Raw genomic sequence first — 15,813 nt, forward strand, 5'->3', positions numbered from 1 at the left:
TCCTAATACAATTAATTGAAATTAAAAGTTAATAATTACTTTTTTATGTATAATTTTACATGATTTTCTATCAAAGTTGTTTTATTAAAGACGCATATAATTATATATAGAAATATGATAAAAAAAAGTCTTTTTAACTTTAAAAATTAATGTTAAAAAGTGAACTTATACACTAATATTGGAAGTATTTATTTAAATATCTTAAATAAATCAGTCTTACATATATTTCCGATAGATTATATTGATAAAAAACACTAAAATTAAATTAATAAAAGTACTTGGAGGGATAGCAATGAAAGAGGAAAATTTTATTAATATTGAATACGAAGATAAACGTTTTTCAATTAATATCGAAGAAATTATGTACATAGAAAAGCAGGAATATGAATCAAAGATTTATACTGCAAATGGGAATTACGAAGTTGGAGAAAATGATTCTTGTATAAGAAAATTAATGAAAAAAGAAAATTTTTTCAAATGTAGTAATAGTTATATTGTAAATCTAGATAAGTGTGAATTTTATCTAAGCAATAATTGTATTTTTGTCGATAATAATTTTATAAGAATTTTAGGTTCAGAAAGAAAAAAGAAGTTAAAAAAGAAATTAGAAAAATTATATGATTATGAAGATTAATCTTGAGAGGCTGTATTTTATACAGCCTCTTTATTTATTGTATTATTAATAAATTTCAAATTATGATAAAATATAAAACAAGTAACTTATTTCAAGATAAAATACTTTTTAAAAGAAAGGGACGAGATATGAGAGATTATAATAAAACACTTGAATTAAAAAATAACTCAGGTAATAGTGAAAGAAAGTTAAAATATCCTTGTATCTATAAACATTTTAAAGGAAAATATTATGCAACAATGGGGCTTAGCAAAGCTAGTGATAATGTAGAGAGCATATGTGAACTATACAGTAAAAAAGAGTTAACGCAAAATAAAAATAAATATAAGTTAGTCATTAGACATACTGAAAGAGAAAAAGATATCTATGTATATAGAGATTTAGATGGAAATTTTTATCATAAAGAAGAAGATGACACTAATGATTTGGTTTTATACAAGACTTTATATGATGATACAGGAATATTTGCAAGGCCTTTGGATATGTTTTTAGAAAAAGTAGATACAGATAAGTATGTTAATTCAATTCAAGAGTACAGATTTGAAGAATTTTATAAATAATATAATAAAGTTGAGTTTATAAATTTAGAAAAATCCTTTAATGGTACAATAATTTGTAGAAATATAAATGAGCTTTATTGTAAATAATATGTTAGATTAAGTTATAAAATAGAAACAAAGTAAAGTATTATATGATATAATTAAGTTTTGAGAAGTAATAATTTATATTTAATAAAAATAGGCATATATTAGGAGGACATATGGGAAATACTTTTTATATAGTAAGACATGGACAAACCGATTGGAATCTATTAGGAAAAACACAAGGTCATGGTAATTCTGACCTTACACCTCAAGGGATAGAGCAGGCAAAAGAACTTTCTGAAGATATTGGCAAGTATTCAATTGATTATATTTTTAGTAGTGACTTAGGAAGAGCAGTGCAAACAGCTCAAATTTTAGGCGATAAGCTTAATATTGAAGTTCAAAAAACTGAAGCACTTAGGGAAATGGGATTTGGAGTTTGGGAAGGTCTTTTAATAAAAGAAATCCAAAAAGATTACTCAGATATATATTCAACATGGAGAAATGAACCACACTTAGTAAATATACCAGAAGGCGAAACTCTTAAAATTATAAAAGAAAGAGTAGATACTTTTATAAAGGAATTAAATGAAAAATATGATAATAAAAATATAATTCTTGTTACACATTCAATTACATTAAGAGTTATGTTATTGTCATTTTTAGAATCAGGTATGGAGAACATATATAGAATTAAGCAGGATAATACTGCTTTAAATATAGTAGAATTTAAAGATTATGGTCCTGTTATAATAAAAATGAATGATACAAGCCATATAAAAAATCATGTAAAGATAAATAATTCTGCATTAGAGTAAGAAGCAATTATAAGGAGAAATTTATGAGTAAAGTTATAGTAGTTGGTGGAGGAGCCTCCGGAATGATGGCAGCTTTGTCAGCTTCAAAAAATAATAATGAAGTAATATTAATTGAGAGAAATGGAGAATTGGGAAGGAAACTAAGGGCAACTGGTGGAGGTAGATGTAATTTTACCAACAACAGAGATATAGAAGATTTTTTTGATAAAGTCGTTAATAATAAAAAATTTCTCTACAGTAGTTTCTATACGTTTACAAATAAGAATCTTATTTCATATTTTGAAAGTAGAAATTTAGAATATAAGATTGAAGAAGAAAATGACCACAAAGTATATACAAAAAATGATAAATCTATAGAAGTAATAGAAGTATTAAATAAAGATTTACTCAGTCACAATGTAAAGATAATGTATAATAAAAAAGTTACAGACATTATGACTGAAGAAATAGCTCCAAAAGATGACTATAATAAGGACAAGTCAAAGTATTTAATAAGAGGAGTCATTTTAGATAATGGAGATAAGATACTCGGAGACAAGATTATTATATCAACTGGAGGAGTAAGTTATTCAAAAACGGGTTCAGATGGTTCAATGTATACGATTCTTAAAAACCATGGACATACATTAAATAAACTATATCCTGCTTTAGTTCCACTTACAATAGAGGAAAAATGGATTAAAGATTTACAAGGAATATCTATGAAGAATGTGGAAATATCTTGTAAGATTAAGAAAAGGAAAATATCAAAATCAGGGGATATGTTATTTGCACATTTTGGAATAACAGGACCTTGTGTGCTTATAATGTCTTCTTATATTAATAAGATTATTGAAAAAGAAAAGGTAGAATTAAGTATAGATTTCTTACCAAATCTAAAAGCTGATGAAATCTCTAGAATAATCAGAGAATTTCCCAATAAAAATGTTTTAAATAATCTTAAGCAAATATTACCTCAAAATTTCTTAAAAGAAGTTCTTTCTCTACTATCTTTGAGTGATAAAAAGGCAAGTGATTTGTCTAAGGCAGATGAAATTAAAATTATTGAGTATATAAAAAATATGAAGCTAACTTGCAATGGAACCACAGGTATAAACACTGGTATGGTTACTTCTGGTGGCATCTCAGTTAAAGAAATTAATTCTTCTACTATGGAATCTAAATTAATTAAAAACTTGTTTTTTACAGGTGAGGTAATTGATATAGATGCAGAAACTGGTGGATACAATTTACAAATAGCATTTTCAACTGGATATCTTGCAGGTATTAGTGTATAAATATAGTTCTTTTAATAATTAAATATGAATAGATAGAGGTGTATATATGGGTAATTTAGTTATAGCTGTAGATGGTCCAGCAGGAGCTGGAAAAAGTACAATAGCCAAGATAGTAGCAAAAAAGCTAAATATAAATTATATAGATACAGGTGCTATGTATAGAGCAGTTACTTATAAGTGTTTAAAAAGTGGTATTGATGTCAATAATGAGAAGGAAGTTATTCAAATAGCTGAAAATTCGGATATAGATTTCAAGGACAATAGCATATACTTGGATAAAGAAGTTATAAATGAAGAAATAAGAACAATAGAAGTAAGTAACAATGTTTCTAATATAGCCAAAATAAAAAAAGTAAGACAGTTGATGGTTGAAGTTCAACGAAAAATAGGTACAAAAAGTTCAGTAATATTAGATGGTAGAGATATAGGTTCATATGTTTTCCCAAATGCAGATTACAAATTCTTTTTAGTAGCTACTCCAGAAGAACGAGGAAGTAGACGTTACAAAGAGCTTTGTAATAAAGGATATAATACTACTTTAAAAGAAGTAATTGAAGATATAATAAAGCGAGATGCAATTGACTCAAATAGAGAATTTGCACCATTAGTAAAAGCTGATGATGCACTAGAAATAGATACTACAGGAAAAAATATAGAAGATGTTGTAGATGAAGTTATATCTAAAATAAATCTTTAGTCTAAGTATCATAATGAAAATATAATGTAGTGTTGAAGGGAGATAAAAGTGAATTTTTATAGATTTGCAATAAATATTTTTAAAGGTTTTTCTAAAATATTTTTTAAATATGAAGTTATAGGTGCAGAGAATATTCCAGATAGAGGTAATATAGTAATAGCATCAAATCATAAGTCGAATCTTGACCCTATATTCTTGGCTGCTGCCATAGAAAATAGAGAAATAGCTGCGATTGCAAAAAAAGAATTATTTAGAGTCAAGCCATTAGGATTTATATTAAAAAAATTGCATGTTATGCCTATAAATAGAGAAAAGCCAGATGTATCTACAATAAAAACTATTTTAAGGTCAGTTAGAGATGGTTATGTATTAGGCATATTTCCAGAGGGAACTAGAATAAAAGGAGATTCTTTTGGTAGGGCTAAGGCAGGTCTTTCTGTATTTACAATAAAGAGTAAATCTAAAGTTGTTCCAGTATCAATAATATCTAAATACAAACTTTTTAGTAAAGTAATTGTATATATTGGAGAACCAATATCGTTTGAAGAACATTTTAAGGAAAAATTGAGTAATGATGACCATGAAAGAATATCACAAGAGATTTTAGAAGTGATAAAACAAAATTACTTTAAATATTCAAAATAAGGGGGTAAAGTTATGAACGTAAAAATAGCAAAAAATGCTGGGTTTTGTTTTGGTGTAAAAAGAGCAATGAAAATGGCATGGGATGAAGTTGAAAAAAATGATTCTGGCATATATGCTTTAGGTCCTCTTATTCATAACAAACAAGCAGTGGCAAAATATGAAGAAAAAGGTCTTAAGACTGTGAATGAAATTGATACAATACCAAATCATGAAAATATGATAATAAGGTCTCATGGAGTTCCTGAGAATATATATAAGGAAGCTAAGGACAAAAAAATAAAAATTGTGGATACTACATGTCCATTTGTAAAGAAAATACATACAGTAGTAAGTGAGTATCATAATAAAGGCTATGAAATAATAGTTATTGGAGATATGAAACATCCAGAAGTTATAGGTATAAATGGATGGTGTGAAAATTCAGCTATAATAATAAAGACTTTAGAACAAATGGAAAATATGGAATTTGATAACTCAAAAAAATATTGCCTTGTTGCACAGACTACAATAAATCCAGAGTTGTATATAAGTATAGTTGATAAACTATCAGATAAACTAGAAGAAATAGTATTTAATGATACAATTTGTTCAGCTACAAAAACAAGACAAGAATCAGCTAAAGCATTAGCTAGAGAAGTTGATTGTATGATAGTTATAGGAGGCAAACATAGTTCAAATACTCAAAAGTTAGTAAAGGTTTGTGAAGATTTAGTGCCAACTTTTGCAATAGAGACTAAGGATGAATTGGATGTAAATATGATTAAAGAATATAAAAATTTAGGTATTACAGCAGGAGCATCTACACCTAATTGGATAATAGAAGAAGTTGTAACATTCCTTGAAAATTTATAAATTTGATAGATAATAAAAACAGGTGGATATTGTTATAATGTAGAACTTATCATAATATCCACTTTTAATTTCATATTATATGTGGTAAATAGATAACCTAGTATCAAAAAGTGTGTATCTTAATACGAAAATTAATAATATAAGATGCGCACTTTTTAATATTATAAATTTAAAAGAAATATTGATATTGATTATCAATAGAAAATAAAATATAATATAATTATTGCAAAGTTAGTATAGGAGGTAAATTAATGGAAATGTTAATATCTGCTTCTGAAGAAGCATTTTTACATGTGGGTTCTATGATTGGATTTTTTATTTTGTTATTTGGATATATTAATTATAAAACTAGTGGGAATTTTACTAATATCATATCAAAAAACAGAAAACTTCAACCTTTAATGGGTGCTTTAATTGGAGCTATACCAGGTTGTGGGGGAAGTTTGGCAATAATGCCATTATATATAAAGGGTAAATTAAGTTTTGGAGCAATAATTGCAAGTTTAATAGCTAGTATGGGAGATGCCTCATTTGTACTTATTTCATCAAATATTAAAATGTATTTTTTTGTTACTATAGTTAGTACTATTACAGGAATAATAACTGGGCAACTAGTGGATTATTTTAAACTAGAAGAAAAATTAGGGCTAAAAAACCGTAGAGAATCGGATAAATACAATATAAGTAAAAACAACTCTAAAGAAAATAAAGAAAAACATAATCATGATGAAATAATTTTGGACAATCTAGCTAAATCTCATGGAAATACAAATAGACTTGCATTTATAATAACACATGGAAAGGGATATAAAATTTATATAGGAATTATATTAATAGGATTTATATTTATGTCACTTGCTCATTCTGGTATTAATCTTCCTATAATTGAGAAATTACATTCATTAGAAGAAGTGATAGCAGTGATTGGAATATTATTTTCAATAATTTATATGTGGTGTTTTAAAAAGGTATTTAAAAATTCTAATCAAAAAGAGGAAGAAAATAAAAAGATTTCTCTACGAGAAATGCTGATACATTCTGTTGGTGAAATATCATTTGTAATTACATGGATTTTTATTGCATATCTTATTTACGATTTGATAATATTAATTTTAGGTGGAGATGAATACTTGGTTAAACTAGTGTTATCAACAGGTGTAATAAGTGTATTTATAGGTGCAGGTCTTGGGCTTATTCCAGGGTGTGGTATACAAATTGTGCTTATGTCATTTTATTTAAAGGGAACTATACCACTTGGGGCAGTGATAGCTAATTCTATATCTCAAGATGGGGATGCACTTTTCCCTCTTCTGGCAATGGATAAAAAATCTTCTTTATGGGCCATGATTATTACTACTATACCAGCAATACTTGTAGGTATGATAGTTTATGTACTTTTAGGATAAATACAATTATAAATAAAAATAGTATTGAAAAAACAATAAAATACATAAATTTATATTGTAATAATAATGCTAATTAAATGTAGAAATAGAAAAAACTCAATATAACTTAAATATTAATGAGAACATGGGAAATTATATTATTCCTTATGTTCTCTCTATTTAATTAAATGAATAATGGAACAAATTTCAAGTGATACTTTTTATCAAAACTCATATATAATATATATTAATAAATCAAACTATAATATGTAATATAACTAGTATGTTGATATAAAAAACTTAAGAGGAGTTGTAAAAATGGGTAGTTTAAAGAGACAGTGTGATGTGGCAAGTGGAAGAGAGAAAGCTGACATTGTACTTAAAAATGGGACAATCATAAATGTATTTACAGAAGAGCTAATAGTAGGAGATGTAGCAATAGTTGGAGATACTATTGTTGGTATTGGCGATTACAAGGGTAATATAGAAATTGATTGTAGTGGCAAATATATATCACCTGGTTTTATTGATGCACATATGCATATTGAGTCTACAATGGTAATGCCAATTGAATTATCAAAAAAATTATTAAAATCAGGTACGACAACTATCATAGCTGACCCACATGAGTTGGTTAATGTAAAGGGAACAAGTGCAATAGATTTTTTATTAGAATCAACAAAAGATATACCACTTAATGTATATATTATGATGCCTTCATCTGTACCTGCAACGAGCTTTGAAACTAACGGAATTGGTAAATTTAGTGCAAAAGACATGAAAAGCTACATAAATAATCCTAGAATTTTAGGTTTAGGAGAGGTAATGTGTTTCAATGATGTTATAAATTCTGAAAATGAAATCTTGGATAAACTAGAGCTTTTCAAAAATAAGGTTGTGGATGGACATGCACCTAATATAAGTGGAAAATCACTTCAGACATATGTATGTGCAGGAATAGAAAATGACCATGAATGTATAACTTTTGATGAAGTATATGAAAAATTGAGAGCAGGGTTAAAAATTTTAATAAGAGAAGGAAGTGCAGCAAAAAACTTAAAATCTATAGTAAGTGGTATGTTAAAGTATAACTTGCCAATTGAAGAATTTATGTTTTGCACAGACGATAAGCATCTAGATGATATAGAAAAACAAGGTCACATAAGATGGAATATAAAATGTGCGATTAATTTGGGTATGGACCCTATCAAGGCTATAAAAATTGCAACTTATAATTCTGCAAGAGTATATGGGTTAAAGAAAATTGGAGCAATAGGTGCTGGATATAAGGCGGACATTGTTGTATTGAGTGATTTAGATAAAATGGAAGTGGATAGTGTCTATAAAGATGGTAAATTAGTAAAGGAAGAAATCTTCTCTACTTACAATTATGAGATTAAAGATAAAAAATTGCTTAATACGGTCAAGTTTAAATATATTAATAAAGAAAAAATACAGTTAAAAGCAAGTGAAAAAAATTATGTAATGGAAATTGTACCTTATCAAATTTTGACAAATAAAGTATATGAATCTCTACCAAGTGTAGATGGATATTTTGTTCCAAATGAAGAGTACTCAAAACTTTGTGTTATCGAGAGACATAGAATGACTGGAAATATATCAATTGCTCCACTAAAAGGATTTGGTATAAAAAACGGAGCAATAGCTACTACTGTGGCTCATGATTCTCATAATATTCTAGTTGCAGGAGATAACGATGATGATATTCTAGTTGCCATAAATTATTTAAAAGAAATACAAGGTGGTTATGTGATTGTATCAAATGGAAAAGTTATTGCACACCTAAGTCTTCAAGTAGCTGGATTAATTAGTACTCTTACAGCTGAAGAAGTACAAGAAACTACTGATAATATGTTGGAGATAGCAAGAAAAATGGGAGTTCCAAAGTATGTAGACCCTTTTATTACGCTTTCTTTTATGGCACTTCCTGTTGTTCCACAAATAAGACTTACTGATTTAGGTCTGTTTGATGTTGAAGGGTTTAAATTTATATAGACATTATAAAAGTAATAATAAGTGGAGCTATCTCAAAATAGAGATAAGCCTTTTTTATTGTTGAAATGATGAAAATATATTTGATTTCATACAAAAAAGAATGCATCATGAACTAAAAAGTTTATTTTGAGACACTCTCATTTTAATTAATCTATTATTTGACTTTATTTTAAGTTTAAATATCCTAATAAAACTATTTTTAACATATAAACATATGAAAATTACATATTTATGAAACTATATAAATAAAAAATAAAATATTTTATTTATATATAGGTATATAGGGTAATAATATAAAAATAATATAAAATTATCAATAAAAACAAAAGGAGAGATATTTATGTTGAGTATAGGAACAAAAGCACCCGAATTTACACTAGAAGATAAAGATGGAAATAAAGTAAGTATGTCAGATTTTAAAGGAAAAAAAGTAGTAGTATATTTTTATCCTAAAGATAATACACCAGGATGTACACGTCAAGCTTGTGCTTTTAGAAATGCGTATTATGGATTTAAAAAGGAAGATGTACAAGTTATTGGTATAAGTAAAGACAGTATAAAATCACATCAAAAATTTGCAGAAAAGCATGAACTTCCTTTTATTTTACTTTCTGACCCTGATTTAGTTGCTATAAAAGCCTTTGATGTATGGAAAGAGAAAAAAATGTATGGAAAAACTGCATTAGGAGTTGTACGTGCGACATATATCATAGATGAAAATGGAATTATTGAAAAAGTTTTTGAAAAAGCAAAACCAGATACAAATGCACAAGAGATTCTTGAATATTTGGAAAAACAGGAGCAATAAGAATTTATGATTATAATGTTATCACCAGCTAAAAATATGAAGAATATAGAATTATTTGATAGAGATTTGAATTTACCCTGTTTTATAGATAACACAAAAGAAATAGTGGAAAATATAAAGACATTTAGCATAGAAGATTTTAAAAGTAAAATGAAAATTAATGAAAAATTAGCTGTATTAAATAAAAATAGATTTGAAAGCATTAAGTTTGATAGATTAGGAAGCCCTGCAATCTTAACTTATGATGGAATACAATATAAAAATATAGAAGCAGAAAATTTTACAAAGCAAGATGAAGAATTTGCAGATAGTTGTATTCGAATCATAAGTGGATTGTATGGGGTTGTAAAACCATATGACAGCATATATGAATATAGGTTAGAAATGCAGACGAAATTACAGATAGGTGAGTTTAAGAATTTATATGAATATTGGGGAAATCGTATATATAAAGAATTAATCAAAGAAAAAACAGTTATCGTTAATCTTTCATCAAATGAATACAGCAAGTCCATAGAAAAATTTATTAAAGATAGTGATACATATATTACATGTACTTTTAAAGTAAACAAAAATGGTTTATTGAAAGTGGAATCTACACAAGCAAAGAAAGCTAGAGGGGTGATGGTAAAATACATTATAAAAAATAGGATAAGAGATATTGAGGAACTGAAAAAGTTTAATTTAGAAGGATATAAGTATCAAGAAAATTTATCTGACAATAGAGAATACATATTTGTAAAAGAGTAGAAGTTTTATTAAGCATTAAATCGCATTGTTAAATTTAGGTAAAATATACTTATTGTGTATTGAATTGAACTTGATTTTAAAATATAATTATTCTTAAATCAAAAAAAGAAAGGAGTGGTCTTCCAAAATGGAAAATCACAAACAGATGCCTTGGCATTCAAGAGCAACGCATGAAATTTTAGAAAGTCTAGATTCATCAGAGGAGGGGCTCACCGATACCGAGGCGGAAAAACGGCTTAAAGAGAAGGGTTTAAATGAACTGAGAAAAAAAACACCTAGAACAATTTTACAAATGCTTTGGAATCAAATTACAGATGCTATGGTTCTTATACTAATAGGAGCAGCAATATTGTCTTTGATATTTGGTGAATTTACAGAAGCTTTTGTAATACTAATAATTGTAACAGTAAATGCAGTTATTGGAATTGTTCAAGAGAAAAAGGCTGAAAGCTCATTAGAAGCATTAAAAAATATGAATTCACCTATAGCTCGTGTTATGCGTGATGGTGAAGAAAGTGTTATTCCAGCAAGCAATCTTGTAGTAGGAGATATTGTTTTTTTAGAAGATGGAGCGATGGTTCCAGCAGACCTTCGTTTGATAGAAACATCGAGTTTAAAAATTCAAGAGGCTTCTTTAACAGGAGAATCTGTTCCATCAGAAAAAGATGCAGATACAATCTTACCTAAAGAATGTGTACTAGGAGACCGTAGCAATATGGCTTATACATCCTCAATCGTCACATATGGTAGAGGTGTAGGTGTTGTAGTTGCAACTGGTATGGATACAGAAGTGGGTAACATAGCACATCTTTTAGATTCACAAGATGATTTTGACACTCCTATAAAACGTAAACTTAATACTGTTGGAAAGACATTAAGTGTCATAGGTATTATTGTATGCGTTGTTATATTTGCAATAGGTGCATTTTATCAGAGACCTCTCTTGCCAATGTTTATGATTGCAATTTCCCTTGCCATATCAATTATTCCAGAGGGATTACCTGCAACAGCTACTATTGTAATGGCTTTAGGCGTACAACGTATGGCTAAAAGAAATGCTTTAATTAGAAAATTACCTGCTGTTGAAACATTAGGAGGAGCTACAGTAATATGTTGCGATAAAACTGGTACATTAACCTTAAATAAAATGACTGTTACACATATTGCTGTAAATGGAGATTTTGAATCTGGAAAAGTAACATCAATAGATACTGCATCTGAAAAACATCCACTAGTATATAAAGAGATTGTTTATGCTGGTGCACTTTGTAATGATGCATGTATTAATCCAGACAAAACAGATGAAATATTAGGTGACCCAACAGAAGGCGCATTAATTTTTATGGCCAACAAATTTGGAATAGACCAAGATGCTCTTGAAGAGAAATATCCACGTTTATTTGAACAGCCTTTTGATTCCAATAGAAAATGTATGACAACTGTTCATAATATAGATGAAAAGATTATTGCTTATACTAAAGGAGCAGTAGACGAAATTCTTGACCTATGTACTAAAATATTAACTTCAAAAGGTGAAAGAAACATTACCGAATTGGATAAAAAGAATATACACGAATTATGTCTTACAATGTCTAAAGATGCATTACGCGTACTTGGTTTTGCTAAGCGTGAGATTTCATCTATACCAAAAGAAGATAATAAAAACATAGAATACGATTTGACATTTATAGGTATGGTTGGTATGATTGACCCACCAAGAACTGAGGTAATTGATGCAGTAAGTACTTGTAAAGAAGCAGGTATAAGAACCATAATGATAACAGGTGACCATAAAGTTACTGCCACAACAATAGCTCATGAGTTAGGAATATGGAGTGAAGAAAATACTGTGATATCTGGTGATGAACTTGATAATTTGAGTGATGGTGAATTAGATGAAGCTGTTAAAAGTACTACAATATTTGCTCGTGTGTCCCCATTTGATAAACTTAGGATTATACAATCTCTAAAGAGAATTGGAGAAGTACCAGCTATGACTGGAGATGGTGTAAACGATTCTCCTGCATTAAAGTCTGCTGATATTGGTATAGCCATGGGTATAAGTGGTACAGATGTTGCAAAAGACTCTTCTGACATGATTTTAATGGACGATAGCTTTACAACAATTGCTTATGCAATAAAAGAAGGTAGGCGTGTATATAGGAACATACAAAAAGTTATACAATTTTTGCTTGTTGGTAATATAGCAGAGATACTTACGCTGTTTGTAGCAATATTATTAAACTGGGATACTCCACTTCTTGCTGTTCATATTCTGTGGGTAAACCTTGCAACTGCTACACTCCCAGCTCTTGCTCTTGGAGTTGACCCACCAAGTAGAAATATAATGAAGCATAAGCCAGTGAAATCAACCACTTTATTTGAAAAAAACCTTATACAAAGAGTGGTTACTCAAGGTATATTTGTGGCAATAATGACTATTTTAGCATATAAAATTGGTCTTAATATAGAAAATCATTCTGTAGGTCAAACAATGGCATTTTGTGTATTAGCATTTTCACAGATGTTAAGAGCATTTAGTCAGCGTTCAAATACAGATTCAATGTTTAATAGAAATAATGGTAAAAATCCATTTCTTTTAATTTCATTTTTAACTTCTGCGTTGCTAATAGCAGTAATACTGTTTGTACCTGTTTTTAGAAATGCTTTTAGTTTAACTATTTTAAATAGTTCAGAGTGGCTTATAACAATTGTTTTAGCTGTAATGTCTGTAATTCAAGTAGAGGTTGGGAAAGTTATTAAAAGAAAAATTTTAAAAAAATAGTTGACAAAATTAGGAAAAATATATAAGATATAAAACATAGAAAAATTAAATAAATCTTATCCAGAGAGGTGGAGGGACTGGCCCTATGAAACCCAGCAACCAGTATATATTTATATACATTGGTGCTAAATCCTGCGGCGAAAGCTGAGAGATGAGTATAATTACGCTTATACAGAGCCTGAGTTATATACTCAGGCTTTATTTATTTTAAATCTCATCTGATAAACAGTTTAATTTTTTTAACTAAAATCTAAGGGGGATACAAAAATGTATAATAAAGAAACAATATGTGTGCAAGGAAATTATAAGCCAGGTAATGGAGAACCAAGAGTATTACCTTTATATCAAAGTACAACTTTTAAATATAGTAGTATAGACCAACTTGCTGACCTATTTGATTTAAAGGTTGATGGACATATATATTCAAGAATAAGCAATCCTACTATTCAAGCTTTTGAAGAAAAAATAAGTTTACTAGAAGGAGGAGTATCTTCTGTAGCTGTATCATCAGGTCAATCTGCAAATATGTTGGCAGTTTTAAATATATGTAAATCAGGGGACAGCATACTTTGTTCTTCAAAAGTATATGGAGGAACATTTAATTTATTAGGACCTAGTCTTAAAAAATTTGGAATAGACTTAATATCATTTGACTTAGATTCAAGTGAAGATGAGATAGTAGAACTTGCAAATGAAAATACTAAAGTTGTGTTTGCAGAAACACTTGCTAATCCAACTCTTGAAGTTATAGATTTTGAAAAAATAGCAAATGTAGCCAAGAGAATTAATGTTCCATTTATAGTTGATAATTCATTAGCATCGCCAGTACTTTGTAATCCTTTAAAGTATGGAGCAAATATAGTTACTCATTCTACTACAAAATATTTAGATGGTCATGCTTCAAGTGTTGGAGGGATTATAGTGGATGGTGGAAACTTTAACTGGGATAATGGAAAATTTCCAGAATTAGTTGAGCCAGACCCAACATACCATGGAATAAGTTATACTGAAAAATTTGGAAATGCTGCGTATGCAACTAAAGCGAGAGTTCAATTACTTAGAGATTATGGAAATTGTTTAAGCCCATTCAATGCTTATCTTACTAATTTAAATGTTGAAACACTGCACCTTAGAATGGAAAGACATAGTGAAAATGCACTTAAAATAGCTAGATTTTTAGAAAAACATGAAAATGTAGACTGGATTAATTATCCAGGACTTGATGATAACAAGTATTATGAGAATGCCAAAAAATATTTATCAAAAGGGTGTAGTGGAGTTTTATCATTTGGAGTAAAAGGAGAACTAGAAAATGCCAAAAAGTTTGTGGAAAAATTACAGATAGCATCATTGGTTACTCATGTTTCAGATGTAAGAACATGTGTCATACACCCAGCTTCAACTACTCATAGACAATTAACAGAAGAACAATTAATTGCATCTGGAGTATTACCTTCACTAATAAGATTGTCTGTTGGAATAGAAAATGTAGAGGATTTAATAGCTGATTTAAATCAAGCTTTAAATTTCTAATAGTCTAAGAGAAAGAGAAGTGAAAAGATATGGCTTTAATACTACCAAAAGGATTACCTGTTATTAATAAATTATTGGATGAAGGAATAGATGTAATTTACAAAGAAGATTTCAATAAGAAGTTAAAATATGAAGAAAACATAGATACTAAGATAGCTATATTGAATCTAATGCCTATAAAGATGGATACAGAATTAGATTTACTAAGAAGGATAGATAAAACAGGATTTAATGTATCTGTGGAATTTATTAAAATTTCAACAAGAGAAAGCAAGAGAAGTTGTAATGAGTATGTTAAAGCGTTTTATAAAACATTTGACGAAGCCAAAGAAGAATACTTTGATGGTTTTATAATAACAGGAGCTCCAGTTGAACAAATGGAGTTTGAAGAAGTTGATTATTGGAATGAACTAGAGGAAATTATGGATTATTCTAAAAGAAAAACTAAATCTACATTATATATATGTTGGGCAGCTCAAGCAAGTCTTTACAAATACTACAATGTAAAAAAAATTCCGTTAAGTCAAAAATGTTTTGGAGTATTTAAGCATAAAGTAGATAAAAACAGTAAGATAGTAGATGAGTTTGAAAAAGAATTTTTTGCTCCACATTCAAGACATACTACTGTAAATATTGAAGCTCTAAAAGAGAATAAGGAGTTGAGTATTGTAAGTCATTCTAAAGAAGCTGGTCCTTATATAATTACAAATTCAAGAGATATATTCGTAATGGGTCATAGCGAGTATGATAAATACACTCTTGATAAAGAATATAAAAGGGATATAAACAGAGGAGATGAAATATCAATACCTCAAAATTATTATATTAATAATGACCCTTCAGAAGAGCCAACTGTTAAATGGAAAAAACATTCAGAGTTATTGTTTAGAAATTGGATAAAAAATTATTTAATATAATAAATTTTAATAGGATATAAATGTTAACTAAAAAAGATATATAAATAATAAGGTATAAAGGTAATCTTAATTATTCTTTATACCTTATTATTTTTAAAAATTTGACATTATA

The 15,813-nt window shown here is 28.3% G+C and carries 14 protein-coding genes and 1 riboswitch; all 14 genes read left to right on the forward strand.

Going from position 1 to position 15,813, the window contains the following annotated elements; all coding sequences use genetic code 11:
* The first annotated feature begins 292 nt into the window (after positions 1–292).
* The 14 genes from KGF42_RS12640 to KGF42_RS12705 all read left to right on the forward strand — a co-directional run bounded on the left by KGF42_RS12640 (position 293) and on the right by KGF42_RS12705 (position 15,701).
* Positions 293–634, forward strand: coding sequence for a LytTR family DNA-binding domain-containing protein (locus KGF42_RS12640; protein WP_227822049.1), 342 nt, complete (start codon positions 293–295; stop codon positions 632–634).
* 128 nt (positions 635–762) lie between these two features.
* Positions 763–1,194 carry a DUF1653 domain-containing protein gene (locus KGF42_RS12645; protein WP_227822048.1) on the forward strand — a complete coding sequence of 144 codons (432 nt, stop codon included), beginning with the start codon at positions 763–765 and terminating at the stop codon, positions 1,192–1,194.
* Positions 1,195–1,394: 200 nt separating this feature from the next.
* A complete protein-coding gene (locus KGF42_RS12650; RefSeq protein WP_054273802.1) occupies positions 1,395–2,036 on the forward strand; it encodes a histidine phosphatase family protein in 642 nt (213 codons plus the stop codon).
* Between the two features lie 23 nt (positions 2,037–2,059).
* Positions 2,060–3,313 carry an NAD(P)/FAD-dependent oxidoreductase gene (locus tag KGF42_RS12655; RefSeq protein ID WP_227822046.1) on the forward strand — a complete coding sequence of 418 codons (1,254 nt, stop codon included), beginning with the start codon at positions 2,060–2,062 and terminating at the stop codon, positions 3,311–3,313.
* Positions 3,314–3,359: 46 nt separating this feature from the next.
* Positions 3,360–4,010: a (d)CMP kinase gene (cmk, locus tag KGF42_RS12660; protein ID WP_227822045.1), complete on the forward strand. Its 651-nt coding sequence runs from the start codon at positions 3,360–3,362 to the stop codon at positions 4,008–4,010.
* A gap of 48 nt (positions 4,011–4,058) precedes the next feature.
* Entirely contained in the window at positions 4,059–4,655 is a 597-nt protein-coding gene (locus tag KGF42_RS12665) for a lysophospholipid acyltransferase family protein (protein WP_054273805.1), read from the forward strand.
* A 12-nt stretch (positions 4,656–4,667) separates the two neighbouring features.
* Entirely contained in the window at positions 4,668–5,507 is an 840-nt protein-coding gene (locus tag KGF42_RS12670) for a 4-hydroxy-3-methylbut-2-enyl diphosphate reductase (protein WP_227826439.1), read from the forward strand.
* A gap of 251 nt (positions 5,508–5,758) precedes the next feature.
* Positions 5,759–6,913, forward strand: coding sequence for a putative manganese transporter (locus KGF42_RS12675; protein ID WP_255650960.1), 1,155 nt, complete (start codon positions 5,759–5,761; stop codon positions 6,911–6,913).
* 297 nt (positions 6,914–7,210) lie between these two features.
* The gene (gene ade / locus KGF42_RS12680) at positions 7,211–8,908 is read left to right on the forward strand and encodes an adenine deaminase (RefSeq protein WP_227826440.1); all 1,698 of its coding nucleotides are present in this window, start codon (positions 7,211–7,213) and stop codon (positions 8,906–8,908) included.
* Between the two features lie 340 nt (positions 8,909–9,248).
* Positions 9,249–9,716 carry a thioredoxin-dependent thiol peroxidase gene (bcp, locus tag KGF42_RS12685; protein ID WP_227826441.1) on the forward strand — a complete coding sequence of 156 codons (468 nt, stop codon included), beginning with the start codon at positions 9,249–9,251 and terminating at the stop codon, positions 9,714–9,716.
* Positions 9,717–9,722: 6 nt separating this feature from the next.
* The gene (gene yaaA / locus KGF42_RS12690; protein ID WP_227826442.1) at positions 9,723–10,466 is read left to right on the forward strand and encodes a peroxide stress protein YaaA; all 744 of its coding nucleotides are present in this window, start codon (positions 9,723–9,725) and stop codon (positions 10,464–10,466) included.
* A gap of 127 nt (positions 10,467–10,593) precedes the next feature.
* Positions 10,594–13,251: a cation-translocating P-type ATPase gene (locus tag KGF42_RS12695; protein ID WP_227826443.1), complete on the forward strand. Its 2,658-nt coding sequence runs from the start codon at positions 10,594–10,596 to the stop codon at positions 13,249–13,251.
* A 53-nt stretch (positions 13,252–13,304) separates the two neighbouring features.
* Positions 13,305–13,409: riboswitch (SAM riboswitch) on the forward strand.
* A 109-nt stretch (positions 13,410–13,518) separates the two neighbouring features.
* The gene (locus KGF42_RS12700) at positions 13,519–14,784 is read left to right on the forward strand and encodes an O-acetylhomoserine aminocarboxypropyltransferase/cysteine synthase family protein (RefSeq protein WP_227822039.1); all 1,266 of its coding nucleotides are present in this window, start codon (positions 13,519–13,521) and stop codon (positions 14,782–14,784) included.
* A gap of 29 nt (positions 14,785–14,813) precedes the next feature.
* The gene (locus tag KGF42_RS12705) at positions 14,814–15,701 is read left to right on the forward strand and encodes a homoserine O-succinyltransferase (RefSeq protein ID WP_227822038.1); all 888 of its coding nucleotides are present in this window, start codon (positions 14,814–14,816) and stop codon (positions 15,699–15,701) included.
* Positions 15,702–15,813 lie beyond the last annotated feature (112 nt).

This window comes from Clostridioides sp. ZZV15-6383, assembly GCF_020657735.1.
Taxonomy (GTDB): Bacteria; Bacillota; Clostridia; order Peptostreptococcales; family Peptostreptococcaceae; genus Clostridioides; species Clostridioides difficile_D.